Source organism: Streptomyces sp. NPDC023723 (genome assembly GCF_040639815.1).
Classification (GTDB): Bacteria; Actinomycetota; Actinomycetes; order Streptomycetales; family Streptomycetaceae; genus Streptomyces.
In genome coordinates this window covers 142,424-167,529 of record NZ_JBFAAP010000009.1, presented here as the reverse complement: position 1 = coordinate 167,529, position 25,106 = coordinate 142,424, and the positions used below count along the sequence as shown (strand labels likewise).

Genomic DNA, 25,106 nt, shown 5'->3' with positions numbered 1-25,106 from the left:
GACTTCTGTCGTCAGGTACGAGCGTTCGCAGTCTCCCACGGACACCACTACCGGCGCCGCCTGAAACGAGACCACTTCTCACTCCCGCGCCCGCCCTGGCGGCTCATGAGTGCCCGAAACGCAGTCGGCGGCCAGCCCTTGGTGATACAGCTCCTGCAACAGGCCCGCTTACCAGTCCGGCGCAGTTACCACCCGGAACTGACAAGACCATGGACCTGACAGCGTTCTACTTGTTCCTGCCCGCGATGAACCTGTCCGGTCCTTGCGTCCGGCGGACGGGCGGCGGACGCGAATCTCGGTGCCGTCGATGACTGCGGTCTGCTGGTTCCCGCCGGGGTGGTCGACCACCCCGGCGGGAACCAGCAGACCAGCACATCGTGGGCGGCACCGTGGCGGAGGTGATCAACGTGGCCAGGAGCCGGTCGACAAAGACAAGCCTGTGTCTGGCACCGGCGCCGACCGGAGTGCGGCGGCGGTGTCCGGGGGGGGACGGCTTCGTCGCTCGCCACGAACCGAGCGTTGGGGCTTTGGAACGCCTCGAAGAACTGGGCGATCGCGGTGGGCAGGTCGGTGGTGTCGACCGGTCGGTGTTCGCGCAGGGAGGTGACAGCGGCATCGATGGCCGCGTTGGCGGTGCGTTGTTCCTCCGGGGTGAACTGGCCCTGTCGGGTTGCTTCGGCGATCTGGGCTTTGAGTTGGAGCGCGACCAGGTCCAGCATGCGGATCGCCCGGGGTTGCAGCAGCACCAGGCCGGCCGGGCGTGGGCGGACGGTGCCGCCGAGCACCAGGGCCGTCATCGCGCCCTCGCTGTGTCCGACGAGCAGCAGTTCGTGCGGATCGGTCTCCAGTTGGCCGCGTAACGTCTCGTAGGCGGCTCGTGCCTGGCGGACGAATGCCGAGTGGTCGAGTTCTTCCGGGTGGTCCCGGTAGGCGCCGAATCCGGTGCGGCCGGTGCCGTACTTGTCGAACCGCGGCGTGGCGATTCCCTCTCCCGCCGAGCGCGTCGGCCAACTGCGCCAGGGTGTCCGGTGTGGACGCGGTCGGTGGGTCCGCTGCCCGGCAGCAGCAGTGCCGCCCGCAGCCGTTGCCGGGCACGATGTTCGGGAACGTGCAAGGTGCCGTACGCGGTCGTTCCGTCGGCCGTGAAGACGACCTCCCGGTCGACGGCAGGCACGAGCCCCGGGTGCTGCCGCGGCCGGGGCAGCGGTGACGGTGACTGTGACGGTGGCCAGTGTCGCCGCGGCTGCTGCCACGTGGCGGAACATTGGCTCACCTCTCCTTACGCGAGGGCCCTTTCGACCAGGGCGACAGCCGCGCGGGGGTCGTCGACCTGGAGCACCAAACGTGCGTACCGCTCATCGGCCAGTTCGACCACGACCGCCTTCGACGGATCTCTGACATCCCAGAAGACCTTCTCGCCATCCTGATGGAATGTGCCGGCGGTGATCACGCCGGGCAGGTGGGAGCCCGGCGCTCGGATTCCCTTGGGGTCGGTGGCGATACCGGGGTCGGCGGTCACGCCACGGACGTTGGCCAGCGGGATGGTCAGGCTGCCTTTGAAAGACCAGAGCCTGTCGAGACCCTCGATCACGACGACGAGGTCGTCGCCGTCGATACGTATCAGTGCCATTTCGGTTTCCGTTTCAGGGAAGTGGGTCGAGATGTCGGGTCAGCGCGGCGGCAACATTGTCGGGACTGCCACGCAGGAGGATGCCCAGCGCGGCGGCGGTGAGGGCGGCGGCCAGGTCAGCGGGAACACCGAGCGCGTCGGCGACCGCCTGGTCGACGGCGGCCAACGCGGCCGTCACCTCGGAGGCGACCTCCTCGTCGACCGGTGCGCGTTCGACCGTCGCGAGCAGGAGCAGGCGGAGGTCGGCCGTGGTGACGAGTCGCAGCGCGGCCGCGGTGTCCGAGGCGCCGCCGAGGGCGTCGAGCAGAGGGCGGACATCGTCGGCGAGGTGGCTGCGCAGAGCCATCAGGTAGAGGCCACGCTTGCTGCCGAACGTCTTGTACAGGCTGTTGCGGTGCACGCCGAGGTGACTGACCAGGTCGTCGACGGACACGCCGTCATAGGCGCGTCCGCCGAACAGCTCCACGGCGGCACGCACCACTTCGTCCTCGTCGAAAGCTCTTGGCCTGCCCATGGCCACGAGAGTAGACGGTTAAGGAACGACCAGTCAAGAACGATCGTTCCTCAATCCCCCGTCCCCTTCGAGACATGGTCTGCCTCATTCTTGTTCGACCGGTTCCATGCCGGGCAGGCGGCGTCAGCAAGGACTCTTCGACCAGGCAGGCGGCGTCGTACCCGACGTGAGGGACGACAGGTCAGGCGCTCAGTGTTCGGAGCGGGGAGGCGCAGGTGTGTGACTGCCGAGCGGCCGGTTACGGGGTCGGTGTCTCAGCAGACGTCGTGGTCGCGGGCGAACTGGTTGGCCGGCCTCGGCGACGGAGCCGGTCATGGCCCGCAGATGGAACGCGCAGGCGGCGGAGGCGAGCTGCGCGTCCGTCAGGGGCAGCTGCCAGCGGTTGGCGGTGCGGTCGAAGCCGGCGGAGCGGACCTTCTCCGCGAGGCCGGCCGCGGGCGCCACCCGCTATCCGGTGCCGCCCTCGCGCTCGCCACCTCGATGCTCTGGAACCACTACGCCAAGGACCTGCTGACCCGCGTGCCACCGCCCCGCCGGCGGTCCGCAGGGAGGAAGCACCCCCCATGTAGAACGGCCCCGGACTCTGCAGCGCGCGGCGGACGTTGCGGGCCCGGCGCAGGGCCCCCTCGTCCGCCCGGTCTGCTGGGGAGCGGCTGCTCGCAGGACGCGAACTCGGGGAGTTCCGTTCGGGATGACCCAGGCGGCGGCATCCGGGGCTCGGTCGCGGTGCAGGGTTTGCGTTACGTGCTCATCCACCCGGGGGCCACGCGTACCAGCCTCAGCGGCCGCTACGACGAACCGACGCTGCGCTGCATCGAGGAGCAGCAGCGGACCGCGAAGCCGATCTCCGAGGTGCTCGGGCCGATCGACGCGGCGGTGGACGACCCTCCGAAGCAGGCGCTGAGCGCCTTCGTCGAGGGGCGTGAACCGGATGTGCGCACTCCAGGGTTCGATGGATCGGCCGCGCGCCGGTTGGACCGGCTGACCGAGGAGTTCCTGGCCGGCCGGTGACCGGTGGGGGCCGGCTTCAGTCCGCGGCGTAGGCGCGGAGGAAGGTGTCCACGGCCGCCTCGGCCAGGGTGCGCATCTCGGTCGCGGTCAGTCGGCGTGTGCCCAGTCGGGAGCGTGTCTCCAGGGGACCGGTGATGAGGGCCAGGAGTTGCTCGGCGGCGGTCGCGGGGTCGCAGGGGCGCAGGTGTCCGGCGAGGGAGAGCCGGCCCAGGCGGTCCGCCATCGCCTCCGCGATCCGCAGCGAGGTGTAGTCCTGGACGACCTCGATCAGGTCCGGGAAGCGGGCCACCTGGGCGTAGGTAAGCCAGCGCAGTGAGCGGGAGCGGTGGTCGCAACAGGACCGCACCAGATGGTGGGCGACGTCGTTCAGCGTCTTGCGCAGGTCCTTCTTCGGGCTGCGCAGCCGGTCCAGCTCGACGAGGTTGGTCTCCATCACCGACTGCGCCACGGCCGTGAGGGCGGCGCGGAAGAGGGTCTCCTTGTCGGTGAAGTGACTGTAGACGGTCGGTTTGGCGACACCGGCGCGTTCGGCGATCTCCTGGACCAGGGCCTGGGCGTAGCCGCGTTCCGCGAAGACGTCGAAGGCGGCCTCCAGGATCGCCTGCCGCTTGTCGATGCGCCCCCGGGGGCGCCTGGGTGCTGTCGCCGGTGCTGAAACCATGCCCTCAGGGTATCCGGCGGCGGCCGGAACCGAACCCGTGAATCAGGTCTTTCGAACCGGGAGGTTTCCGGTCGGGTGAGGTTGGTAGATTGAACTCGTGGGTTCATTATTGAACCCACGAGTTCAGTCATACTTACCCGTCGGGAGACGAAAAGATGAGCACCCCTCCACACGACAGGCTCGACCCGGCCTTACGGCGCATGATCGGCGTCGTCCTCATCGGCGGGATCATGGGGATCCTCGACGGGTCCATGACCGCCGTGGCCGTGGACACCCTGTCGACGCGCTTTGACGCCTCCCTGAGCACCACCGGCTGGGTGTCCACCGGCTACCTGCTGGCCCTCACCGTCACCATCCCCGTCACCGCCTGGGCCGTCGAGCGGGTGGGAGGCCGCCGGCTGTGGCTCTTCGGGCTCGTCCTGTTCATGGTCGGGTCGATCGCCTCCGGTCTGGCCTGGGACATCGGCAGCCTGATCGCCTTCCGGGTCCTCCAGGGCGTCGGGGCGGGCATCCTCGATCCGCTCATGCTGACCCTCCTCGCCCGCGCCGCGGGGCCCTCGCTGGTGGGCCGCGTGATGGGCGTGATGGGCATCGTCAGCTCGACCGGGCCGGTCCTCGGGCCCATCGTCGGTGGCGTCATCCTCGAGGGGCTCGACTGGCGCTGGATGTTCTTCGTCAACGTGCCCATCGTGATCGTGGCCTTCGCCCTGGCCCTGCGTCATCTGCCCGCCGACTCCCCGGGCTCCCGGGCGGACGTGGGCCGCCTCGACGTCGTGGGCGTGGCGCTGATCGGTCCCGGCGCGGCGGCGGGTGTGCTGGCCCTCTCGGAGGTCGCCCAGCGCGGCTCGTTCACCACCTGGCAGGTGCTGCTGCCACTGGTGGCGGCCGTCGCCCTGCTGGCCGGCTACGCGGTGCACGCGCTGCGCGCCCGGCAGACCCCGCCGCTGATCGACCTGCGGCTGTTCGGCCGGCGCAGTTTCACCGCGAGCGTCGTCGCCGCGGCCGTGCTCGGGCTCGCCACGTTCGCGAGCATCTTCGTGATCCCCCTCTACTACCAACAGGTGCGCGGCTACGGCGTCTTCGAGTCCGGGCTGCGGCTGGCGCCGTTCGGCGTGGGCTCGGCTCTGGTGATGCCGCTCGCCGGACGCCTCTCCGACCGGTGGGGCTCGCGCAACCTCGCCCTGGCCGGGGCCGCGATCGCCCTGGCCAGTTCGCTGGCGTTCAGCGGCTTCGACGCCGGGACCGGCGAGATCTGGCCACTGCTGGCCGCCTTCACCCTGGGCATCGGGACCGGGGCGGCCGGAGCGCCGGTCATCGGCTCCGTGTACCGGACGCTGCCGCCCCGGCTCGTGCCACAGGGCAGCTCCGTGCTGTACATGCTCAACCAGCTCGGTGCCTCGGTCGGTATCGCGGTGGTCGCCCTGCTGATGCAGGAGGCGGGAGCCGACGACCCCCGGTCCGGATTCCGGCACGCCTATCTGGGCGTCGTGGTGGCGCTCGCCGTCATGATCGTCGCCAGTGTGTTCATCCCGGGCCGCCCGGACCCGGCATCGCGACCGCCGGCCAAGGGCACCGGGACGGATCCGGAACCGGAGGCCGACGAGCCCTCCACCGTGCGCCTCGGCGCCCGGGAGAACACCCGTCAGGCTCCCTGACCGAGGAGATGAGGCAGTGGTGCGGGACCAGACCGAGCGGTGGCTCGACATCCTGTTGGCGCCGGAACGCGACGGACTGAGCGTGGCCGAGGTCTGTCGCCGCCACGGTGTCTCGCGCAAGACGTTCTACGCCTATCGCGCGCGCTATCGCGCCGAGGGGCCGCCCGGACTCGTCCGGCGCTCCCGTCGGCCGAAGAGTTCCCCGGCCCGGACGGCTCGGGAGGTCGAGGCTCTCATTGTCCAGATCCGTGACGCGCACCCCCGGTGGGGCGCCCGCCGCATCCACAACGAGATGCTGCGGCGCGGCTTGCGGACAGTACCGGCGGTGTCCACGGTCCACGCGGTGCTGCGCCGCAGCGGGCGGCTGCCGGAGGCCGTGCCGGACTGAAGACGGCGGACGGCGGGCGGGGCCCCGCACGGCCCCGCCCGCCGTCGCCCGCCTACCCGCTACCAGCGCACCGGCAGCCGGGCCACTCCGAAGACCAGGGCGTCGGTGCGGTACTCGACGTCGGCCGCGTCGACGGCCGGCCGCAGTCCGGGCAGGCGGCGCAGCAGCGCGGGCAGCGCGATCTGCAGTTCCAGGCGGGCGAGTTGCTGTCCGATGCACTGGTGGGCGCCGTAGCCGAATGCCAGGTGCGCCGTCGGCCTGCGCCGCACGTCGAGCCGTCCCGGGTCGTCCAGGTCCAGGCCGGTGCCGTGGTTGGCGGCGAGCGTCGAGAGCAGTACGCGCTCGCCCGCCGCGACGCGGGCGCCCCCCAGTTCCAGGTCGGTGGCCGCCTGACGGATCAGCGGCGGTGCCACCGACAGCAGCCGCAGCAGTTCCTCCACAGCGGCGGGCGCGGCATCGGCGTCGTCGCGGACGACGGCCAGCTGTCCGGGGTCGCGCAGCAGCGCCAGGGTGCTCATGCCGATCATGCTGGTCACCGTCTCGTGACCGGCGACCAGAATGCTGTTGCCCATCCCGATCAGCTCGTCGTCGCTCAGTTCGTCGCCGTGCCGGCGGATCAGGTCGCCCAGGATGTCGTCCCCGGGGTCGCTGCGCTGACGTGCGACCAGCTCACCCATGTAGGCCGCCATCGCGGCGAAGTTCTCCAGCTGGGTCTCCAGCGTGCCCGCGGCGTCCGTCCCGATGGCGCTGCGGCGCTGGATGCCGTCGCGGTCCTCGGCGGGGATGCCGAGCAGCTCGCAGATGACGAGGAGGGGTACGGGTCCGGCGAACGCCTCGATCAGGTCGGTGCCGGGGCCGGAGCGGACGAGGGCGTCGAGCCGTTCGTCCACGACCCGGCGTATCGCGGGGGTCAGGGAGCGGACGCGCTTGACCGTGAAGGCGCCCGAGAGCATGCGGCGGTAGTGGGTGTGGTCGTCGCCGTCGTAGTTGAGGAGGATGCCGGGCTGGTTCATCACGGTGCGCGGGCCGGTCCGGTCGAAGGCGAAGCCGGCTTCGTAGCGGGGGTCGGCGAGCGCCTCGCGGACGTCGTCGGGCCGGGTGACGAGTACCGCCTCGAACTCGCCGAGCTGGGGGTTCGAGGTGGGCACCCGGGGCAGCTCCCGGAGGTCCTGGTCGTCACGCAGCCGTTCGAGTACGGCGTCGGGGCGGAACGGGCAGCCGGCGGGGCGCCGGTTGTGCGGCATGGGCACGGCGTCGGTCATGAGGGACTCCTCTCCTGTCGCGAAGCGGGCGTGGGCCAAGGCCGGGTCGGCGGGCGGCCGGCCGGGGGCGGGGTGGTGGTCCGCGCGAGCAGCGCCCGCGCTCCGCGCAGGCCGGCCGCGCTGTTCCAGCCGACGATGCCCACCAGCCGCCCGTCGGCCTCGGCGTGGGCGACGAACCGGCCCTCGGCGGCAGCTCCCTGGACGATGCGGACGGCGGCGTGCGCGGGGACGCCGCCGTAGACCTGTATGCGGACGCCGAACTGGTCGGACCACAGGTACGGAAGGGGCCGGTAGGCGCTCCTGGCGCCGAGGATGTCGGCGGCCACGAACAGGCCCTGCTCGGTGGCGTTCGTCCGGTTCTCCAGGCGGGTGCCACGGCCGTCGGGGAAGCGGGCGACGTCGCCGACCGCGTACACGTGCTCCGCGGCGCGGCTGCGGGTGTCGCAGACGACGCCGTCGTCCAGGGTGAGCCCGCTGCCGGCCAGCCAGTCGGTCGCGGGGCGGCCGCCCACCGCGACGACCACCACGTCGGCGGGCAGCACCTCGCCGTGTGCCGTGCGCACGCCGGTGACCCGGCCGTGCGCGCCGACGGGGCCGGCAACCGCCGTCGAGGTGAGCAGCCGTACGCCCCGGCCGGTGTGCAGCCGGGCCACGTGGGCGCCGAGCCGGTCGCCGAGCACGCGGCGCATGGGGTGGGGCTCCGGCTCGACGAGGGTCACGTAGTGGCCGAGCGTGCGCGCGGTCGCGGCGATCTCGCAGCCGAGCACGCCGGCGCCGACGACCACGACCCGGCGGGTGCCCTCCAGGTCGGCGCGCAGCCGCCGGGCGTCGCGCAGGGTCCGCAGGGTGTGCACGCCGGCGAGTGCGGGTTGCCGGGGGAGGGTGCGGGCGTGCAGGCCGGTGGCCAGGACGAGGGTGCGGTAGGCGAGCCGTTCGCCGTCGTCCAGGACGAGCCGGCGGGCATCCGTGTCGAGTCGGACGGCGGTGCGGCCCAGCCTCAGGTCGAGGCCGAGGGCGGCGAGTGAGGCGGGGTCGCGCAGCCGGGCCTGGTCGGGCGGCCATCGGCCGTCGAGGACCTGCTTGGACAACGGCGGCCGGTCGTAGGGCGGTTCGGGGTCGGCGTCGACGAGGGTGAGCGGGCCGGTGAAGCCGCCGCCGCGGAGCCGTTCGGCGACGGTGAGTCCGCCCACCGACGCACCGACGATCACCACGCCGGCCGTCACGCCGGCTCCTGGACGAGCCGGATGACGGCCGCCGGGCACAGCAGCGCCGCCTCACGGACCGGGTCGTGGCTCGCCCGGGGCGGTCGGCGGTCCAGGAGGACGACGACGCCGTCCTCCTCGCGCTGGTCGAAGACCTCGGGGGCGGCCACGACGCAGTGCCCGGCGGCCACGCACCGGTCCTGGTCGACCGAGACTGCCAGGCCGGCGCCCTCGCCGGGGCTCACCGCAGCTCCTCGATGACCTTGGCGAAGGTCTCCATCTCGGGTTCGAGCACGCTGAAGTACGACAGTCCGTAGGTGTCCCGGCGGTGGAGCAGCCGCTGTGCGCACTCCTTGGGGGAGCCGACGAGGAACGAGGGCAGTTCGGCGATCTCGTCGGGGGTGAGGTCGAGGTCGTTCTGCCACACGTCGGTCACGGTGTCGACGGCCGCCGGGTTCGGCAGGACGCGGTGGACGGGAACGTTGAGTTCCACCTCCGAGGTCCGGTCGCCGAGCAGGTCGTGGACGTCGGCGATGCGCCGGGTGATCTCGTCGGGCCCGCCGAGCCGCAGTCCCTCTCCGTCGGCCACCGGGGCGGTCGCGGTGAAGCCGACGATGTCCGCGTGCTCGGCTGCCAGCCTCAGGACGCGGGGGCCCCGGCCGGCGATCAGGAGGGGCGGCCCGCCGGGCTGGGCGGGGGGCGGGACGATGTCCGGCGAGCGGAAGGCCCTGCGCAGTTCGCGGACGGTGCGTTCCAGGTGGTCGACGCGTTCACCGGCCCCGGTCCAGGGCAGGCCCGCGCGGTCGAACTGGGCCTTGTCGTAGCCCGCGCCCAGCCCCACTTCGAGCCGCCCGCCCGCGTAGTGGTCGAGTGTCGCCAGCTCACGGGCCAGAACGGTCGGTCGGTAGAACATCGTGTTGAGGACGAGGGTGCCGAGGCGGACGCGTTCGGTTGCCTCGGCCACGAGGGCCAGCGTGGCCAGCGGTGCGGGCATGCCGAGGTGGTCGGACACGGAGACGACGTCGTAGCCGAGGCTCTCCGCCCGGCGTGTCTTGGCCACCCACTGCTCCCGGGTGGCGGGGCTGAACAGGACGAGGCCGAACCGCAGCGGCCGGTGGTGCGGGCTGGTCACGGGTGAAACCCTTCTGTCGGGGCTGCTCTCAGCGCTGGTAGGGGCGGGCCGCCCGGGCGGTGCGCAGGGCCTCGGCCCACCACACGAGACGGCTCAGCAGCGCCTTGGCCGCGACCTCGCTGTCCTCGGGGTCGCGGGGCGCGTCGCCGTCGAAGGCGTTCCACACCTGGTGGAAGAGGAGGGACTCGCGCAGCGGTACGGCGTGCAGTTCGGTGAAGACGTGGCGCAGGTGGGAGACGGCCCACAGACCGCCCTCATGCCGCCGTAGGAGACGAAGGCGACGGGCTTGGCCGCCCACTCGTCGAAGATCCAGTCGATGGCGTTCTTCAGGGCGGCAGGGACGGTGTTGTTGTACTCGGGGGTGACGACGACGAACGCGTCGGCGCTGCCCAGGCGTCCGGCGAGCCCGCGCCGCAGCTGTGCCGCCTGCTCGTCGGGCGGATCGCCCGGTGTGGCCTTCTCCAGGGGGAGCGGGTAGTCGACGAGGTCGATCAGGTCGATGTCCAGGTCCTTGCGCTGTCGGGCCTGGCCGACGAACCAGCGGGCGACGGTGGGGCCGAAGCGGCCCGGCCGGACGCTGCCGATGAGAACGGCGAGGTGCAACGGCGGTGTGACGGTGGTCGGTCGGTCGTCGAGGAGGTCGGTCATGTGCGCAGCACTCCGTTCGGGGAGCGGCCTCGCAGGCCGGTGAGGGCGACGGCCGCTCCGGCGGCGCCGGTGAGGGCGATCGCGAGCATGGCCGTCCGGTAGCCGTCGTGTCGGGTGAGCAGGGCAGCGACCGTGGGCAGCAGCAGGACACCGCCGAGCTGGACCCCGGTCTGGTACACGGGTACCGCCACGCCTCGCGTGTCGGGCGCGAGACCGAGGGTGGCCTGGAGGTTGAGGGCGGCGAAGGACAGGACGAAGGCCAGGCCGACCAGGAGCAGGCTGGGCAGCACCCCGCCCAGATATGTGTCGGGCGGTGGACGCAGCAGGAGCAGCATCTGTCCGGCGAGGGCGGCCGCGGCCCCCGCGGCGATGGGGCGGGCGGTGCCGAAACGGCCCGTGAGCCGCCCGGCGAAAGGCACGGACACGGCCAGCGGAACGCAGGCCGGCAGCAGGGCGAGCGCCAGGCGCCAGGGTCCCCAGCCGAAGCGCTCAGCGGCGTGGAAGGTCACCAGCAGGAGCAGGGCGGCGTAGGTGCCGTTGAGGGTGGCGGCGCCCAGCGTGGAGCGCAGGAGGTCGCCGTCGCGGAGCAGCCGGGGGGTGAGGCGGTGGGGCCGGCGGTCCTCGGCCGCCGGGACAACGCGGGCGCCCCAGGCGAGCAGGGCGATGGCGATCGGGGCGGGGAAGAGGAAGGTCCACTGCCAGCTCACGGGGGTGAGCAGCCCGGACAGCAGCAGGCCGGTGGTGAAGCCCGCGGCGCCGAACAGGGAGTAGACCGAGACGGCGCGGCGCAGCTGCGGCCCGTCGGGGAAGGCCGCCGCGATCAGGGTCAGTCCGGCCGGGGCGGTGAGCGCGGCGCAGGCGCCCTTGACGACCCGGGAGACGACCAGGACCCACAGGGTGTCGCCGAGTCCGCCGAGTACCGAGGCCGCGGCGAACACGAGCAGGGCGATCAGGTAGCAGCGGCGCAGGCCCCAGCGGGCGGTGCAGCGGGGTCCGAGGAGCAGGAGGGCCGCGAAGCCGAGCGCGAAGCCGGTCATCAGCCACTGCACCTGCCAGACCGACAGCCGCAGGTCGGTCGCGATCGAGGGCAGCGCCACGAGCACCACGGACACCTCGACGGCGTCGAGGACCATGTTCCCTGACAGCACGAACAGCAGCCGCCAGGCGCCGGGTCCCGCCCGGTCAGACACGGCCGGACACGCCGGTCACCGGGGCGGCCTCGGCCGCCGCCCGTTCGGCGAGCAGTGCGGGCAGCCGCTCGCTGATCAGCTCGATGTTGCGTACGACGAGGTCGTCCGGCATGCCGGCCACGCTCGCCCAGAAGATCAGGTGGTGGACAGGCAGTCCCCGGATCCGGTCGTGGATGCGGTCGGCGGCGTCCTCGGGGGTGAGCACCTCCAGCAGCGACCAGGAGCCGTCCTCGGCGGGCGGCTGCGGGAAGTCCTCCGCCCGCAGCAGCGGGGGGCGGGCCAGCTCGGTGCCTTCCAGTGAGCCCTGCTGGTAGGAGTTCATCTGGTGGACGAGATGCGGTGCGATGCGGGGCCAGGCGGCCTCGGGGTCGTCGGCGAGGATGACGGGCAGCAGGTCCGACACGCGGGCGGTGTCCGGGTCGTGGCCGCCCTCCACGAGACCCTCGCGGTAGTGGCCGTACATCGTGTGGTTGATGTGGAGCAGGCCGGTCCCGAGCCGGCCCGCCAGCCGGGCGCCGCGCGGCCCGTAGAAACCGCCCCACAGCGGTACGGGCGCCTGGAGGGGGCCGGGGGTGACGCCGCCTTCCTCCCACAGTCGGCGTACTTCGCGGATGTTGGCCTCGACGTGGCGGAACCGGCGGTCGTAGTCGGCGCCGAAGAGCCGGTACTCCGGGATCCGGTAACCGGCGCCGAAGCCGATCTCCAGCCGGCCGCCGCTGATGAGATCCACGAGGGCGGCGTCCTCGGCGAGTTGGGCGGGCTTGTGGAGGTTGGGCAGGACGACGGCGGTGCCGACGCGGGCACGGCGGGTGCGGGCGGCGGCCGCGGCGGCGAAGGTGAGGGGCTGTGGCAGGTAGCCGTCCTCGAAGAGGTGGTGCTCGGTGAACCAGATGCCGCCCGCTCCGCGCAGGTCGGCCTCCTCGCAGTACTCCAGGGAGCGGGCGTAGTGGTCGGCCCACGGCCGGTGCCACTGCCGGGGGTTGCGCAGGTCGAAGAGAAGTCCGACGTCCATCGTCAGGTCTCCGTTCGCGGCGGGGAAACGGGGGCGGACGGGGTGGGGGCGCGGCGGGGCCGGTCCGCAGGCCGGGCGAAGACGCGGGCGACCAGGGCGCGCAGGTCGCCGGGCTCGCCCCGATCGTCGAGCGGGTCGGGCCGGCACGTGGGCGGGCGGTGGTCGTGCGAGGTGGTCGTCATCGGCTGTGGTGCTCCTCTCGTGGGAGGCGGGCCGGCGGGTCAGCCGAGCAGGGTGCCTCCGCTGGCGTCGATGAAGGCGCCGGTGATCCAGCGGGCCTCCTTCGAAGCCAGGAAGGTCACGACGTCGGCGATGTCGGTGGCCTGGCCGACGCGCTTGAAGGCGGACAGCTGGGCCATCTGCTCCACCGCCTCGGGGACGTCGAAGAGCGGGCTGCCGTTGTCGGTGATGCCGGGGGCCACGCTGTTGACGGTGATGCCGCGCGGCGCGAGGTGGCGGGCGAAGTGCAGGGAGATCTGTTCCAGCGCGCCCTTGGTCATGGCGTAGGCGACCTGGTCGGGGCTGGCGAACCGGGTGAGGCCGGAGGAGATGTTGATGATCCTGCTGTTCTCCCGCAGCAGGGGCAGGGCGCGCTGCACCACGAAGAAGGGGGCCTTGGAGTTCACGGCGAAGAGCCGGTCGAACTCCTCGGGGGTGACGTCCTCCGGCTGGAGGCCGGCCGGGGTGGTCACTCCGGCGTTGTTGACGACGATGTCCAGTGCGGCCTCGCCGGTGCGTTCCTTGAGCGCCTGCTCGACGCCGAGGAACAGGTCGTGCACGCCGCCGGGGGCGCCGAGTTCGGCGCGGACGGCGAAGGCGCTGCCGCCGTCCTCCTCGATGGACTCCACCGTCTGGCGGGCGGCCTCCTCGCCGTTTGCGTAGTGGACGGCGACGAGCGCGCCCTCCTCCGCGAGGCGGCGGGCGATGGCGCGGCCGATGCCCCGGCTGGATCCGGTCACCAGCGCGGTCGTGTTCGTGAGCCTGCCCACGGAAGTTCTCCTGTCGGTCGTGACGGTCGGGTCGGTCGTGCGGGTCGGTTCCGTCGGCTCGGTCGGTGCCGGCGGGGGCGGTGCGAGGCCGCTGATCCGGGTGGCGAGGTGGCGGCGGACTGAGCGCAGGGTCAGGAGGTCGGCGAAGAGTGCGCGCACGGGTTCCACCTCCGCGCCGCCCAGCAGGAGGTAGGACTGGGCCTGGATGTCGGTCAGGGTGCGGGCGCCGACGGGCCGCCGGATCCGGTCGTACGCGTCGAGCCCGCCGGTGTCGTGGCCGCGGCCGTGAGCGTCCCCGGCCAGGGCCTCGGCGAGATGCGGGGCGAGGGCGGCGGCGTCCTGGAGGCCCAGGTTGAGCGCCTGCCCGCCGACCGGCATCTGCACGTGGGCGGCGTCTCCGGCGAGCAGCACCCGTCCGCGCCGGTAGCCGTCCGCCTGGCGGCGGGTGTCGTCGAAGGCGTTCAGCCACAGGGGCCGGCCGTGCCCGATGTCCTCCCCGATCACCTCGGACCAGGCGGCGACGACCTCGCCGTAGTCGGGCGGCGCGGTCCGCGGGGCGGGGGCGGTGCCGAAGACGTGCACCATGACGCGGGTGCTGCCGTCGGGCCAGCGGTGCGCGGTGGCGAGGCCCCGGGGGTGCCGTTCGAAGCGCCGGTCGGGGATGTCGAGTCCGGCGACGTCGGCGCGCAGCATCTCGCGGCGCGCGTCGGTGCCGGGGAACCCGAACCCCGCGAGGCGCCGCACCGTGCTGTCGCCGCCGTCGCATCCGATGACGTAGTCGCCCGTCAGCCGGGAGCGGAGGGCGCCGGGACCGGCCGTTTCCAGGACCACTTCGCCGTCGTCCTCGCGCAGGGCGACCAGGCGCCGACCGCGTCGCAGGTCGGCGCCGAGGCCGACCGCCCGTTCCTGGAGCACGGCTTCCAGCCGGGTCTGCCGGCACTTCCACTGGCCGGCGTGCGGGTGGGCGGGGTCGGCCTCGGTGAGGTCCAGGCGGAGTCCGCCGAAATGGCCGGGGCCGCCGGTCGGCAGCGGTCCGAGCCGGTCGAGGACGCCGCGTTCCGCCAGCAGTTCCATGGTGCGGGTGTGCAGGGTGGACGCGCGGGACTCGGTCATGGGCGCGGCGAGCCGCTCCAGTACCACGGTGGGCACGCCATGGGTGCGCAGGTCACCGGCGAGGAGCAGGCCGACGGGGCCGGCTCCCACCACGACCGCGGTCCCGGTCAACGCCGTTCTTCCGCGTACCGCTTGGCGTGTTGGAGGGTGGCCCGGCTGTTAGCGCCGAGGGCTTCGCGGATGAAGGCGCGGGCCCGCGCTACGTCGGCGTCGGGGCCCAGCACCGTGGTGATGTTGTCCGCGTCGAGCACGACCGTGTGCTGCGAGGAGGCGGTCACGGTTCCGTCGTCGGCCGTGCGGAACTCCCAGTACCCGGTGTGCAGGGTCATCAGGGCCGGCAGGGTGGTCTGCTTGTAGGCGATGCGGTGGTGCGGGAAGCAGACGCGGACGGATTCCGTGGTGTGGGTGGAGCCGTCGACGGCCTTGGTGTCCATGCGCAGCACCTGGAGGCCGGGGGTGTCCTCGGTGAGCCGGACGGATGCGACGTGGGGCAGGCGTTCGCGCCAGCGGTCGCCCTCGTTGACGAAGTCGTAGAGGTCCTTCGCGGCGCCCGCCACCTGGACGGTGTCGGCGAAGGAGAGGGTCAGTCCGGCGGTGCGGGTGGCCTGTTCGAGGCCGTTCTTGACGCCGGGGAGTTCCTCGCGGCTGTTGTGGTCGACGGCCTGGTCGATCCAGGCCAGGCCCTCGGGGTCGTCGTCGACGGCGCGGTAGGTGTGCAGCAGCCGCAGGTGGGTCTCCTGTTCGCCGCGCGGCTCGGCGATCCAGGTGCCGCTCATCTCGGCGACCGGGGGTGCGGAGACCTCCTGGTGGAAGGTGATGCGCAGCCGCTCGGGGTCGAGGGCGCGGCGTGACGTCCAGTTCTTGGCCTCGCCGTTGGCCGTGGCCCAGATGCGGATGCGTTCGTCGTGGCCTGCGCGTTCCAGGTACTCGACGTACACCGAGGGCGGGAAGAGCCGGGGCCAGTTCTCCACCTCGGCGAGCAGCCGGTACACCTCGGCGGCCGGGGCGTGCACGGTGATGGAGTGCTCGACCTCTCGGACGGTCATCGTGGACTCTCCTTGGAAGATCGGTACGCGGGGGCAGCGGTGCACGGTTCAGAAGTTGCCGAGGCCGCCGCAGACGTTCAGGGCCTGTGCGGTGATGGAGGCGGCGGTGTCGGAGGCGAGGTAGCCGACGAGGCCGGCGACCTCCTCGGGGGTGGAGTAGCGGCCGAGCGGGATCTTGGCCTGAAACTTCTCGAGGATGGCGTCCTCGGTGGTGTCGTAGGCGGCCGCGTATCCGGCGCGTACGCGCTGCGCCATCGGGGTCTCGACGTAGCCGGGGCAGACCGCGTTGACGGTGATGCCGGTGGGGGCCAGCTCGTTGCCGAGGGCCTTGGTGAAGCCGACCACTCCGTGCTTGGAGGCGGAGTAGGGGGCGCCGAGTACGACGCCCTGTTTGCCCGCGGTGGAGGCGATGTTGATGATGCGGCCCCGGTCGCCCCGGCGCATGCCGCCGGTGGTCAGCACGGCGCGGGTCACCAGGAAAACGCTGGTGAGGTTGGTGGCGATGACGTCGTCCCACAGGTCGTCGGCGAGGTCGGCGGTCACTCCCCCGCCGCTGCGGCCGGCGTTGTTCACCAGGACGCCGATCGGCCCGAAGCGGGCGACGGCTGCTTCGACCACCGCGGCTACCTGCTCGCGTTCGCGTACGTCGGCCGTGGTGCCGTCGGCGTCCAGGCCCTCGTCCCGCAGCGACTTGACGGTCGCCTCCACGGTGGCGGCGTCCCGCGCGCACAGGAAGACGCGGTGGCCCTGTTCGGCGAGGAGCCGCGCGGAGGCGAGGCCGATGCCACTGGTGGCTCCGGTGACCAGGGCGACCCTGGAGTTCTCGGTCATGCTCGTCCTTCCGGTCGGACGGTCAGGCGGCGTCGGAGACCGACAGGTGGGTGTTGACGAGTGCGATGAGCCGGCGCGGGGTCCGGGCGTCGGCGAACGCCTCCTCGTCGAGGCTGATGCCGTACGTTCGCTCGATCTGCCCGGCAGTCTCCAGCAGGGCCAGCGACTCGTAGCCGAGGTCCGCGAAGTCGAGGTCGGCGATGTCGCCGTCGAGGTCGACGGTGTCGTCGGTGCCCGCGGCCCGCAGGAGCACCGCCCTGAGGTCGTCCAGGGTGAATGAGGTGGCAGCCATGTCAGGTCCTTCGTCCGGAGGGGGTGGGGCCGGTGGCCCGCACGACGAGCGCGGAGTTGAACCCGCCCTGGCCGCGGGCGAGCACGAGGGCGGTGCGCAGCGGCGCCGGCCTGGGGCTCGTCACGAGGTCGAGGTCGTACTCCGGTGAGGCGACGGAGCCGACGGTCGGCGGGATCACCGCGTCGCGCAGGGCGAGCAGGGCGGCGGCCACGTCGAGCGGGGCGGCGCCGGAGTAGAGGCGGCCGGTGCCCGTCTTGGGTGCGGTCACCGGGACTCCCCGTACGCCGAAGACCTTGGTGATCGCCTCGGCCTCCGCCCGGTCGAGGGAGGGGACGGCGGCAGCGTCGGCGAAGACGACGTCGATGTCGTCGGGCGCCGCTCCGGCGTCGGACAGGGCGAGTTCGACGGCGTGCTGGAGGGTCGGGGCGCGGTCGCTGTCGGGGTGCGGGTCGACGGTGGCCGCGTGGCCGGCGATCTCGCCGTACACGCGGGCGCCGCGGGCCCTGGCGTGTTCCTCGGCCTCCAGTACGAGCAGTGCGCCGCCCTCGCCGGGGACGTGGCCGGCGGCCCGCTCGTCGAAGGGCAGGTACGCGTCGTGCGGGTCGTCGCCGGTGCTGAGCCGGCCGCTGGTGAGCTGGGCGACCCAGCCCCACGGGCAGATGGAGGCGTCGACGGCGCCGGAGATCACCGCGGGGGTGCCCTTGCGGACCTGGCGGCGGGCCTGGGCGAGGGCGTCGAGGCCGCCGGCCTGGTCGCTGACGACCACGCTGCTGGGACCGCGCAGTCCGCCGCGGATGGAGATCTGGCCGCTGTTGACGGCGTAGAACCAGGCGAACGACTGGTAGGCGCTGACGTGTTGGCCACCCTTGCTCCACAGGGCCCGCAGTTCGTTCTGTCCGAACTCGAAGCCACCGGAGTGGCTCGCCGTGATGACGCCCACGTCGTAGTCGGGCAGGTCGGCGGGGACCAGGCCGGCGTCGGCGAACGCCCAGTCGGCGGCGACCAGCGCGAGGCGGGTCATGCGGTCGGTCTGCGGCAGCAGGCGGCCGGGCAGGTGGCCGGCGGCGTCGAACCCGCTGATCTCGCCCGCCAGCCGGGACGGGTAGGGGGTCGGGTCGAACCGGGTGACGCGGCCGAGGGCGTTGCGTCCAGCCAGCGTGGCGGCCCAGTACTCCTCGATCCCCAGCCCGGTCGGGGCGACGACGCCCAGGCCGGTGACGACGGTGCGGCGGGTCATCGCGCACCTCGTCCCGGGTCGGCGAGCACGATCGCGCTCTGGAAGCCGCCGAACCCGCTGCCGACGGAGAGCACGGCGTCGGTGAGCTGGTCCCGGGCGGTCAGCGGCACGTAGTCCAGGTCGCACTCGGGGTCGGGGGTGTGGAGGTTGGCGGTCGGGGGGCACCACGTTGTTGGCCATGGCCAGGACGGACGCGGCGATCTCGACGGAACCAATGGCGCCGAGCGAGTGCCCGATCATGGACTTGATGGAGCTGACGGGGGTGCGGTACGCGTGCTCGCCAAGGCTGCGTTTGACCGCGGCGGTCTCGTGCCGGTCGTTCTGCTTGGTGCCGGAGCCGTGCGCGTTGACGTAGTCGATGTCCTCCGGGTTGAGGCGGGCCTCGTCCAGGGCGACCCGGATCGCCTCGGCCATCTCCTTGCCGTCGGGGCGCAGCCCGGTCATGTGGAAGGCGTTGGAGCGGGTGGCGAACCCGGCGACCTCGGCGTAGATCCGTGCCCCGCGGGCGCGGGCGCGGTCCAGGTCCTCCAGGACGAAGACAGCCGAGCCCTCACCGAGGACGAAGCCGTTGCGGCTGGCGTCGAAGGGGCGGGAGGCGTGTGCGGGGTCGTCGTTGCGGGGGGTGGTGGCCTTGATGGCGTCGAAGCAGGCCACGGTGATGGGTGAGATGGGCGCGTCGGTGGCGCCGGCGATCATCACGTCGGCCGTGCCCTCGCGGATCAGGTCGGCCGCGTGGCCGACGGCGTCGAGGCCGGAGGTGCAGCCGGTGGAGACGACCGTGGCGGGCCCTTCGGCGCCGACCGCCCAGGCCACCTCCGTGGCGAAGGAGCTGGGCACCATGTAGCCGTACAGGTGCGGTACGGCGTAGGTGTGGTCGACGAGTTCGAGGCGGCCACCGTCGCTGACGGTGCGGTACTCCTGGTCGAGGCCCATGGTGGCGCCGACCGCGCTGCCTATGGTGACGCCGGTGCGGCGCGGGTCGAGGGCCTCGAAGGCCAGGCCGCTGTCGGTGACCGCCTCGCGCGTCGTGACCACCGCGAACTGCGCGGCCCGGTCCATGCGGCGGATCTCCTGCGGGGTGAGGCCGGACAGCTCCGGGTCGAAGTCGACCTCGGCCGCGATCTGCGAGCGGAACGGGGCGGGGTCGAAGAACGAGATGCGGCGGGTGGCGGTGCGGCCGTCGGTGAGCAGGTTCCAGAACGCCTTGGCGCCCTGTCCGCCGGGCGCGGTCACGCCGACGCCCGTGATGACGACCCGCCGTCGGGGCGTGCCGCTCACCGGTCGCTCCAGTCGTAGAACCGCTGGGCCATGGCGTCGGCCGGGGAGCGCCAGGTGGCCGGGTCGTAGGCCTGGATGTGCGGCTTGAGGTCCTCGCTGATGGCGACGAACCGGGGGTCGGTCCTGGCGTCCTCTATGCGTCCGGCGCCGTCGTCGTCGTCGAAGTCCTGGAGGTGGAAGTAGAGGCCCCGGTAGGCGAACAGCTGCCGGCGCCTGGTTCCCATCCGGCCGGGCAGGTCCGTCCGGTCGAAGGCCCCGAAGAGATCCGCGACCTGTTCGGCCGAGGAGGGCACCATCCGGGCCACGATCAACGTGCTGTGCATCGTTCTCCTTCTGAGTACGGGGGGTTCGGGTCAGCGGGCGGGGCCGAACCAGCGCTCCAGGGCGGTCGGCAGGTCGTGGTGGGCGCCGGGCGCGGCCCAGGCGACGTGGCCGTCGGGGCGGACCAGGGCGCCCGCGGTGGTGGCGAGGGGCGCGTGCTCGGGCGGGTCGGCGAGGGCGGCGGTGACGATGTCGACGCGGTCGCTCCAGGGCGCGGCGCGGTGGCGGAGCCTCGGGTTGTCGGCGAGGTCGAGCAGCAGGCCGCGTCCGGTGCGCAGGAGTTGGGTGGTGCTGGTGCGCCGGGCGCCGTGGTCCAGGGCGTGGTGGGGCAGCCGTACGCCGAGCAGGGGGTGCCGGCCGCCGCCGGTGTCGTAGCGGATGTCCGTGCCGCTGACGCGTCCCGCGAGGTGGTGGGCGACCTCGGGGTGGTCGAGGAGTTCGGTGAGGATGTCGCGGACGGGGGCGACGTCGTCGCCGCCGAGGATGAGCAGGCTCTGGGCCATGGTGTTGGCCAGCAGCCGCCGGCCGACGGGGTGCCGTTCCTGGTGGTAGGTGTCCAGGAGGGCGGGTGGTGCGGTGCCGCGGACCACGGCGGCGAGCTTCCAGCCGAGGTTGGCCGAGTCCTGCACGGAGGTGTTCATGCCCTGGCCGCCGGCCGGGAGATGGACGTGCGCGGCGTCGCCGGCGAGCAGGACGCGATCGCGCCGGTACCGGGTGACCTGGCGGGCGGCGTCGGTGAAGGCGCTGACCCAGACGGGTTCGGCGGTGGAGATGTCGGTGTCGGTGAGGCGTTTGAAGACGTCGGCGACCTCCTGGAAGTGCGGGGGCGCGGTACGCCTGGCCGGGGGTGTGCCGCGTTCGGCGGCGATGACCCGGGTGATGCCGTCGGGCAGATGGGCGACCATGACCAGCCCGCCCGCGGTGGGGTCGGCGGTCATCTTGGGCGGGAGGTCGACGCCGCGGATGTCGGCGAGGTACAGCTCGGTGGTCGCCGGGGTGCCGGGGAAGTCGAAGCCGACGAGGCGGCGGACGGCGCTGCGGCCGCCGTCGGTGCCGACGACGTAGCGTGCGCGCAGGGCCCGTTCGGCGCCCGCGACGGTGACGTTGACCCCTTCGGCGTCCTGGCTGAGGCCGGTCACCTCCTGGCCGCGCCGGATCTCGGCGCCCAGCTGCCGGGCCCAGCTCTCCAGCACCGCCTCGGTACGGGACTGGGGGACGGTGCGGGCGGCGCCGTGGGCGGCGCCCAGGACGGTGAGGTCGAGGGGCAGCCCGCCGAAGTGGCCGGCCGTGCTGGTGTCCAGCTCCCCGAAGCGGGGCAGCAGCCCGCGCTGGTCGAAGAGTTCCGTCGTGCGGACGGTGAACCCGATGCCGCGGGACTCGCCGGTGGGGCGCTCCAGGCGTTCCAGGACGAGGACGTCGGCCCCGGCCAGGCGCAGTTCTCCGGCCAGCATGAGCCCGGCGGGCCCGGCGCCCACGACGATGACGGAGGCGTCCATGTGAGTGTCTCCCTACAGGTAGTCCGTGTTGGGCTCCAGGCCGCACAGGGAGCGGCCGTAGAGCTCGACGTTGACCGCGGGCGTGATCATCGCGTGCAGTGACGCGGCGTGCAGGTCCCGCTGGATGCGGACGAGGGGGACGTCGCGGTGGATGGAGGAGCCTCCGCCGGCCGAGGCGAGGATGTCGACGGCCGCCTTGCACTGGCGGGCGATCCAGCCGATCTGTACCCGGGAGGCGACGCGTTCCTCGGTGCTCCAGGGCTCCTCGCGGGCGGACTTGGCGCCGATGAGGCCGGCGAAGCGGTGGGCGCGCAGTTCGGCGTCCTCGATGAGCAGCGCCGCCTCGCCGACCTGGAGATGGGTGAGCGGCGCCGCCTGCTGGCTGGCGTAGTGGGTGTAGGTCAGCGGCCGGCCGGGGAGCCGGTCGAGGAAGCTGGACAGGGCGTACCGGGCCGCGCCGAGCAGCTGGCCGCACTGGATGGCGTTGGTGGTGACCAGGACGGGGACGCGGTAGTGCGGTTTGGCGGCGTTGACGCGTGAGCGGGAGATGTTCTGGTAGAAGTCGATGCCGGTGATGACCCGGTGCTCGGGTACGAACACGTCCTCGGCGACGGTGGTGACGCTGCCGGAACCCTGTAGCCCGACGGTGTGCCAGTCGTCCTCGATGCGCAGCTCGGAGACGGGGACCAGGCAGAAGAGCGGGACGGGGTCGGCCGACGGGTCCTCGGGCAGGGCCACGTTGATCTTCCACTGGCTGTGCAGGACCCCGCTGTTGAAGCGCCAGGTGCCGTTGAGGAGGTACCCGCCGTCGGTGCGTCGCGCGGTGCCGGTCGCGGCGGTGGTGCCGCTGATCCGGACGTGGGGGTGGGCGTAGACCTCGTCGAGCGCCTCGTCGGGCCACAGGGCGGTCATCCAGCCGAGGGCGGCGTACACGGACAGGCAGAAGGCGGCGGAGCCGTTGCCCTTGCCTATCTCGGCCAGTACGTCGACGAAGGTGCGGGCGTCCGACTCGTAGCCGCCGTACTGGGCCGGGACCTGCATCTTGAGCAGGCCGGACTCCTCGATCGCCGCGACGACGTCCTGGGGCAGGCGCCGGTGTTCGTCGATCCACACGGAGCGGGAGCGCAGCAGGGGCACCAGTTTGGCGGCGGCGCCGACGAGTTCGTCACGGGTGGGTGCGGTGGCGGACGGCATCAGTTCCTCCGGCGGGAGCGGCTGCGGTGCACGGGCGGCACCGGTCTACTCGCCTTCGATGTTCGCGGCGATACGGGCCAGGACGTCATTGGCCGCAAGGAATTCCGTCTCGGTTATCCCGGCGAGCGAGCGGGCGGCGTGGGCGTTGACGAGGACTTCGGCGCGCTCGTGAGCCCGGTTTCCGGAGCCGGTCAAGCCGATCTCACCGTCGCGCACGGAGACCCAGCCGCGCGCCCGGAATTCATCGACGACCGGCTGATAGGTGGCACTCAGATCGACCGCGAGAAATGGGGCGAACGCCTCGTCGATTTCCGAGACCCGGTCCAGGCCGATGCTTATGGCATGGAGGACCTGCCACTGCCGCCGGTCGAGTTTCTCCTCGGCAAGCGCCCGTGCGGTCGCCTCGTCGAAGAGGCGGTGCAGATGGAGGAGCCAGTAGCCGAGCCGTTTGGTGGTGTTCTGCTGGAGCACCGAATGCACCTCAGTTCTGCGGAGAAAAGTCTTTGCGGACGAGTCCCTCGTGGTGCGGCAGGACCCAGTAGAGGGTGAGTTCGATGCGCGCGAAGAGCCACCGCCCGCCCTCGCGGACGTAGGTGTCGGCGAACTTGCCGGCCACCATCGCGCTCTCGTCGTCGAAGACGACCCGCTCCTCGAAGAAGCTGACGCCGGTGGCGAGGTTGCCGCTGACCTCTACTTCGTGGCCGTGCACGAACTGTTTGACCAGGAGGCCCGAGTCCGGCCTGTCCTGCTGGATGCGGCCGGGCAGCGCGGCGAAGTACTGCTGGATCATGTCCCGTCCGCTCGCCCGCCCGAGGTGGCCGTAGTCGAGGTGGGCGGCGGTGGAGAACAGCTCTCCGACCGTTTCCCACCGGCCGTCGTTGATACGGCGCGGCAACTCTGCCCGTAGCCTGTTCAGTTCCCGCTCGTCCTCCAGAATACGGACGCGTTCTTCGAGGGATTTCACGAGGTCGACGATTTCGCTCTGCTCCGGCATGGAGGGAGTGCCCCTTCCCGTTGAAGGAGTGGAATCGGATGGGACCGTGCGGCCGGCTTCTTCCCGACCCGTCGACCCTCGCAGACCGAAGCGTTCGAACTCAAGGGCCTCCGGGAGAACCTACGGTCGGACCGCAGGGTCTCCTGTGGTGTCACCCGTGGCTTCACCGAAACGCGAACGCGCCGTCCCTCCCGAAGAGGAACGGCGCACGACAGAAATGTTTCCCCGTTACGAAGGAACTGCGCCCAGGACCGCGCGCAGTTCTTTGCGTCCGGACACACCGAGTTTCCGGTACACGCTCGACAGGTGGAACTCCACGGTGCGTACCGCGAGGAACAGGGTGTCCGCTATCTCGCGGTTGCTGTACCCGGCGCGGGCCAGTTCGCTGATCCGCGCCTCCTGACCCGTGAGGCCGGGTACGTCGTGCTGCCGGTCGAGCGCGGCGGAGAGCCGGCTCGCCCACAGCCCGTTGCGGCTGTCCCGCCCGATCGCGACCGCGGCCTCGAGGCGGTTGCGGGCCGCCGAGGGATCGCCGCGGCCGGTCTGGAGAGCGGCCAGGTCGTACAGGGCGTGGATCAGGTCGCCGCGCGCCTGGGCGAGGTCGAGGAGTTCCACGGCCTCCTCCAGGAGCGACAGCGCGCAGTCGCCCTCGCCGGTGACGGCCATCGCGTGCAGGGCCAGGCCGATGCCCCTCGGCGCGCCCCAGGTGCGGGCGGCGGCCAGTTCGTCGGACGCCAGGGCCTGGGCGAGGTCGCGTCGGCGGACGGCGAGGGCCGCGAACGCCGCCCGTGAACGCCACGGCTGCACCGCGGGGTTGGTGACGCTCTCGGCTCTCAGGAGGCGCCCGCTGGAGGTGAAGTCGTCCAGCGCGTGCTGGAACCGTCCCGTGGCCATGTGCAGGGTGCCGCGGGCGGCAAGGACATGGGCGGCGTCCGGAATCGTGTGGTCGACGCGGCCGGCCAGTCCGTGGGCGAGGAGGGATGCGTGCGCCTCGTCCGTACGACCGGACATGACCTGTGCCTCGACGAGCCAGGCGAGGGCCAGGTACGTCAGTTCCCGCGGCAGACGGCGGCCGAGCGCGCCCTCCAGCAGGGCGGCGGACTTGACGCCGTCACCGGCCAGGAGGCTGATCCTCGCCCGTAACAGGGTCAGCAGGTCGCGGTGCCGGGCCGATCCCCACCACCGCGGGTCCCTGGCCAGTTCCCGGCACTCGGCGTGCGCGGTGACCAGGTCGCCGGTGTAGAGGAGGGTCAGCACCGCCAGCCACATGCAGTAGGGGTGGCCGCGCCGGTCTTTGGCCGTCAGGATCTCGCGGACCTGTTCGTGGACGAGGCTGCGCCGCACGCCGAGGTTGGCGAGTTCGAGACTGTGCAGGGACAGGCACACCTCGTCGGGCGGCACCCGTTCGTCGCCGGGATCCATCCGGCCGGGAATGTGAACGGCTGAGCCCTCGCGGAAAGGCTTGGTGCCGTTCCCCGGCCCGTCGCTCGAATGTGGCGCCTCCGTCATCGTCTCCCCCTTGGTACGAAGGTGCTCGATCCGCGCGTCAGGTCCCGGGCCGGTGGCGGTGTTCGGGTGCGGCGGCCGACGACCGCCCGTGATCACGGGTTGGTGCCGCACGCGCGCGGGCCGGCTGACGGGACCGGCGGGGCACAGCCGGACGACACTGTCCGGGGCACTCGGCCGGGGCGCGGATGAGGAACTGCGGGAACAGCAGGGACAGATCCCGCTCGTGGGCGGAACGGAGACGACCGTACACGGTCAACATTGCGGCATTGTCAAATCACTGGCCGAACCTTGTCGTTCGGTTTCTCCGGAACGGCAGAACGAGTGGCCAGGAATTGCCGCTGCCGAGCCTGACCATCAGCCTTCCTCCCGATGACCGTCACTCATGTCTCCGAACATTTGTCACTCACCACCCCGAACAAATTTCACCCGCCTCCCCGAACAATTCGGAGAGACGGGTGACAGTCGTCCATATAGATAGGTGACACTTTCACGCGGGTCCGG

At 72.2% G+C, this 25,106-nt stretch carries 26 protein-coding genes and 2 pseudogenes; 4 read left to right on the top strand and 24 right to left on the bottom strand.

Translation table 11 applies throughout. The annotated features are described in order from the left end of the window. Positions 1-527 precede the first annotated feature (527 nt). Positions 528-860: a hypothetical protein gene (locus AB0G32_RS13530; protein WP_361162268.1), complete on the top strand. Its 333-nt coding sequence runs from the start codon at positions 528-530 to the stop codon at positions 858-860. A 419-nt stretch (positions 861-1,279) separates the two neighbouring features. On the opposite strand, the gene AB0G32_RS13525 is transcribed toward AB0G32_RS13530, so the two are convergent. From AB0G32_RS13525 to AB0G32_RS13515, 3 genes are all read right to left on the bottom strand, one after another. Continuing rightward, complete coding sequence (locus AB0G32_RS13525) at positions 1,280-1,630, bottom strand: hypothetical protein (protein WP_361162266.1); 351 nt, start codon at positions 1,628-1,630, stop codon at positions 1,280-1,282. Positions 1,631-1,643: 13 nt separating this feature from the next. Then, a complete protein-coding gene (locus tag AB0G32_RS13520; RefSeq protein WP_361162264.1) occupies positions 1,644-2,144 on the bottom strand; it encodes a helix-turn-helix domain-containing protein in 501 nt (166 codons plus the stop codon). A gap of 189 nt (positions 2,145-2,333) precedes the next feature. After that, positions 2,334-2,588 (bottom strand): DUF6417 family protein, encoded by a 255-nt coding sequence (locus AB0G32_RS13515; protein WP_361162262.1) that lies wholly within the window; start codon positions 2,586-2,588, stop codon positions 2,334-2,336. A gap of 300 nt (positions 2,589-2,888) precedes the next feature. On the opposite strand from AB0G32_RS13515, the gene AB0G32_RS13510 reads away from it, so the two are divergent. Then, positions 2,889-3,155 carry a hypothetical protein gene (locus AB0G32_RS13510; RefSeq protein WP_361162260.1) on the top strand — a complete coding sequence of 89 codons (267 nt, stop codon included), beginning with the start codon at positions 2,889-2,891 and terminating at the stop codon, positions 3,153-3,155. Positions 3,156-3,171: 16 nt separating this feature from the next. On the opposite strand, the gene AB0G32_RS13505 is transcribed toward AB0G32_RS13510, so the two are convergent. Beyond that, positions 3,172-3,816 (bottom strand): TetR/AcrR family transcriptional regulator, encoded by a 645-nt coding sequence (locus AB0G32_RS13505; protein ID WP_361162258.1) that lies wholly within the window; start codon positions 3,814-3,816, stop codon positions 3,172-3,174. Positions 3,817-3,971: 155 nt separating this feature from the next. On the opposite strand from AB0G32_RS13505, the gene AB0G32_RS13500 reads away from it, so the two are divergent. Together AB0G32_RS13500 and AB0G32_RS13495 are read left to right on the top strand one after the other, a co-directional pair. After that, positions 3,972-5,471 (top strand): DHA2 family efflux MFS transporter permease subunit, encoded by a 1,500-nt coding sequence (locus AB0G32_RS13500; protein WP_361162256.1) that lies wholly within the window; start codon positions 3,972-3,974, stop codon positions 5,469-5,471. Positions 5,472-5,490: 19 nt separating this feature from the next. Beyond that, complete coding sequence (locus AB0G32_RS13495; protein ID WP_361162254.1) at positions 5,491-5,859, top strand: helix-turn-helix domain-containing protein; 369 nt, start codon at positions 5,491-5,493, stop codon at positions 5,857-5,859. 59 nt (positions 5,860-5,918) lie between these two features. Here AB0G32_RS13495 and AB0G32_RS13490 read toward each other — a convergent pair whose 3' ends face one another. The 20 genes and pseudogenes from AB0G32_RS13490 to AB0G32_RS13395 all read right to left on the bottom strand — a co-directional run bounded on the left by AB0G32_RS13490 (position 5,919) and on the right by AB0G32_RS13395 (position 24,518). Next, entirely contained in the window at positions 5,919-7,121 is a 1,203-nt protein-coding gene (locus tag AB0G32_RS13490; protein WP_361162252.1) for a cytochrome P450, read from the bottom strand. Further along, positions 7,118-8,344 (bottom strand): FAD-dependent oxidoreductase, encoded by a 1,227-nt coding sequence (locus AB0G32_RS13485; RefSeq protein WP_361162250.1) that lies wholly within the window; start codon positions 8,342-8,344, stop codon positions 7,118-7,120. The genes AB0G32_RS13490 and AB0G32_RS13485 overlap by 4 nt, the downstream gene beginning before the upstream one ends. After that, positions 8,341-8,544, bottom strand: a complete 204-nt coding sequence (locus tag AB0G32_RS13480; protein WP_361162359.1) for a ferredoxin — start codon at positions 8,542-8,544, stop codon at positions 8,341-8,343. Before AB0G32_RS13480 ends, AB0G32_RS13485 begins: the two co-directional genes overlap by 4 nt. A gap of 20 nt (positions 8,545-8,564) precedes the next feature. Further along, on the bottom strand, positions 8,565-9,455 hold the full coding sequence (locus tag AB0G32_RS13475) for a TIGR03621 family F420-dependent LLM class oxidoreductase (protein ID WP_361162248.1): 891 nt from the start codon (positions 9,453-9,455) through the stop codon (positions 8,565-8,567). Positions 9,456-9,483: 28 nt separating this feature from the next. Beyond that, positions 9,484-10,103: pseudogene (locus tag AB0G32_RS13470) on the bottom strand (NAD(P)H-dependent oxidoreductase). Then, entirely contained in the window at positions 10,100-11,293 is a 1,194-nt protein-coding gene (locus AB0G32_RS13465; protein ID WP_361162246.1) for an MFS transporter, read from the bottom strand. Before AB0G32_RS13465 ends, AB0G32_RS13470 begins: the two are co-directional and overlap by 4 nt. Beyond that, positions 11,286-12,305, bottom strand: coding sequence for an LLM class flavin-dependent oxidoreductase (locus AB0G32_RS13460; protein ID WP_361162244.1), 1,020 nt, complete (start codon positions 12,303-12,305; stop codon positions 11,286-11,288). Before AB0G32_RS13460 ends, AB0G32_RS13465 begins: the two co-directional genes overlap by 8 nt. 2 nt (positions 12,306-12,307) lie before the next feature. Beyond that, positions 12,308-12,487 carry a hypothetical protein gene (locus AB0G32_RS13455; protein WP_361162242.1) on the bottom strand — a complete coding sequence of 60 codons (180 nt, stop codon included), beginning with the start codon at positions 12,485-12,487 and terminating at the stop codon, positions 12,308-12,310. 39 nt (positions 12,488-12,526) lie between these two features. Then, positions 12,527-14,518 (bottom strand): SDR family oxidoreductase, encoded by a 1,992-nt coding sequence (locus tag AB0G32_RS13450; RefSeq protein ID WP_361162240.1) that lies wholly within the window; start codon positions 14,516-14,518, stop codon positions 12,527-12,529. Beyond that, positions 14,515-15,453 carry an aromatase/cyclase gene (locus AB0G32_RS13445; protein ID WP_361162239.1) on the bottom strand — a complete coding sequence of 313 codons (939 nt, stop codon included), beginning with the start codon at positions 15,451-15,453 and terminating at the stop codon, positions 14,515-14,517. The genes AB0G32_RS13450 and AB0G32_RS13445 overlap by 4 nt, the downstream gene beginning before the upstream one ends. A 48-nt stretch (positions 15,454-15,501) precedes the next feature. Then, a complete protein-coding gene (gene fabG / locus AB0G32_RS13440; protein ID WP_361162237.1) occupies positions 15,502-16,284 on the bottom strand; it encodes a 3-oxoacyl-ACP reductase FabG in 783 nt (260 codons plus the stop codon). Positions 16,285-16,306: 22 nt separating this feature from the next. Continuing rightward, positions 16,307-16,576: an acyl carrier protein gene (locus AB0G32_RS13435; protein WP_361162235.1), complete on the bottom strand. Its 270-nt coding sequence runs from the start codon at positions 16,574-16,576 to the stop codon at positions 16,307-16,309. 1 nt (position 16,577) lies between these two features. Next, the gene (locus AB0G32_RS13430) at positions 16,578-17,813 is read right to left on the bottom strand and encodes a ketosynthase chain-length factor (RefSeq protein ID WP_361162233.1); all 1,236 of its coding nucleotides are present in this window, start codon (positions 17,811-17,813) and stop codon (positions 16,578-16,580) included. Beyond that, positions 17,810-19,091, bottom strand: a pseudogene (locus AB0G32_RS13425) (beta-ketoacyl-[acyl-carrier-protein] synthase family protein). Before AB0G32_RS13425 ends, AB0G32_RS13430 begins: the two are co-directional and overlap by 4 nt. Next, a complete protein-coding gene (locus tag AB0G32_RS13420; protein WP_361162231.1) occupies positions 19,088-19,414 on the bottom strand; it encodes a TcmI family type II polyketide cyclase in 327 nt (108 codons plus the stop codon). The pseudogene AB0G32_RS13425 and the gene AB0G32_RS13420 overlap by 4 nt, the downstream one beginning before the upstream one ends. A gap of 30 nt (positions 19,415-19,444) precedes the next feature. Beyond that, positions 19,445-20,908 carry an FAD-dependent monooxygenase gene (locus tag AB0G32_RS13415; RefSeq protein ID WP_361162229.1) on the bottom strand — a complete coding sequence of 488 codons (1,464 nt, stop codon included), beginning with the start codon at positions 20,906-20,908 and terminating at the stop codon, positions 19,445-19,447. A gap of 12 nt (positions 20,909-20,920) precedes the next feature. After that, positions 20,921-22,102, bottom strand: a complete 1,182-nt coding sequence (locus tag AB0G32_RS13410; RefSeq protein ID WP_361162227.1) for an acyl-CoA dehydrogenase family protein — start codon at positions 22,100-22,102, stop codon at positions 20,921-20,923. 45 nt (positions 22,103-22,147) lie between these two features. Beyond that, positions 22,148-22,573, bottom strand: coding sequence for a hypothetical protein (locus AB0G32_RS13405; protein ID WP_361162225.1), 426 nt, complete (start codon positions 22,571-22,573; stop codon positions 22,148-22,150). Positions 22,574-22,583: 10 nt separating this feature from the next. Beyond that, positions 22,584-23,096, bottom strand: a complete 513-nt coding sequence (locus AB0G32_RS13400) for a nuclear transport factor 2 family protein (RefSeq protein ID WP_361162223.1) — start codon at positions 23,094-23,096, stop codon at positions 22,584-22,586. Positions 23,097-23,324: 228 nt separating this feature from the next. After that, positions 23,325-24,518 carry a LuxR C-terminal-related transcriptional regulator gene (locus AB0G32_RS13395; protein ID WP_361162221.1) on the bottom strand — a complete coding sequence of 398 codons (1,194 nt, stop codon included), beginning with the start codon at positions 24,516-24,518 and terminating at the stop codon, positions 23,325-23,327. Positions 24,519-25,106: the final 588 nt, after the last annotated feature.

Excerpts from the sequence above, each read along its gene's own strand:
- AB0G32_RS13490 (WP_361162252.1), bottom strand. The coding sequence starts at position 7,121 with ATGACCGACGCCGTGCCCATGCCGCACAACCGGCGCCCCGCCGGCTGC.
- AB0G32_RS13400 (WP_361162223.1), bottom strand. The coding sequence starts at position 23,096 with ATGCCGGAGCAGAGCGAAATCGTCGACCTCGTGAAATCCCTCGAAGAA.
- AB0G32_RS13500 (WP_361162256.1), top strand. The coding sequence starts at position 3,972 with ATGAGCACCCCTCCACACGACAGGCTCGACCCGGCCTTACGGCGCATG.
- AB0G32_RS13455 (WP_361162242.1), bottom strand. The coding sequence starts at position 12,487 with ATGACGACCACCTCGCACGACCACCGCCCGCCCACGTGCCGGCCCGAC.
- fabG (WP_361162237.1), bottom strand. The coding sequence starts at position 16,284 with ATGACCGAGAACTCCAGGGTCGCCCTGGTCACCGGAGCCACCAGTGGC.
- AB0G32_RS13460 (WP_361162244.1), bottom strand. The coding sequence starts at position 12,305 with ATGGACGTCGGACTTCTCTTCGACCTGCGCAACCCCCGGCAGTGGCAC.
- AB0G32_RS13395 (WP_361162221.1), bottom strand. The coding sequence starts at position 24,518 with ATGGATCCCGGCGACGAACGGGTGCCGCCCGACGAGGTGTGCCTGTCC.
- AB0G32_RS13505 (WP_361162258.1), bottom strand. The coding sequence starts at position 3,816 with ATGGTTTCAGCACCGGCGACAGCACCCAGGCGCCCCCGGGGGCGCATC.
- AB0G32_RS13445 (WP_361162239.1), bottom strand. The coding sequence starts at position 15,453 with ATGACCGTCCGAGAGGTCGAGCACTCCATCACCGTGCACGCCCCGGCC.
- AB0G32_RS13520 (WP_361162264.1), bottom strand. The coding sequence starts at position 2,144 with ATGGGCAGGCCAAGAGCTTTCGACGAGGACGAAGTGGTGCGTGCCGCC.
- AB0G32_RS13420 (WP_361162231.1), bottom strand. The coding sequence starts at position 19,414 with ATGCACAGCACGTTGATCGTGGCCCGGATGGTGCCCTCCTCGGCCGAA.
- AB0G32_RS13410 (WP_361162227.1), bottom strand. The coding sequence starts at position 22,102 with ATGCCGTCCGCCACCGCACCCACCCGTGACGAACTCGTCGGCGCCGCC.
- AB0G32_RS13435 (WP_361162235.1), bottom strand. The coding sequence starts at position 16,576 with ATGGCTGCCACCTCATTCACCCTGGACGACCTCAGGGCGGTGCTCCTG.
- AB0G32_RS13430 (WP_361162233.1), bottom strand. The coding sequence starts at position 17,813 with ATGACCCGCCGCACCGTCGTCACCGGCCTGGGCGTCGTCGCCCCGACC.
- AB0G32_RS13525 (WP_361162266.1), bottom strand. The coding sequence starts at position 1,630 with ATGGCACTGATACGTATCGACGGCGACGACCTCGTCGTCGTGATCGAG.
- AB0G32_RS13415 (WP_361162229.1), bottom strand. The coding sequence starts at position 20,908 with ATGGACGCCTCCGTCATCGTCGTGGGCGCCGGGCCCGCCGGGCTCATG.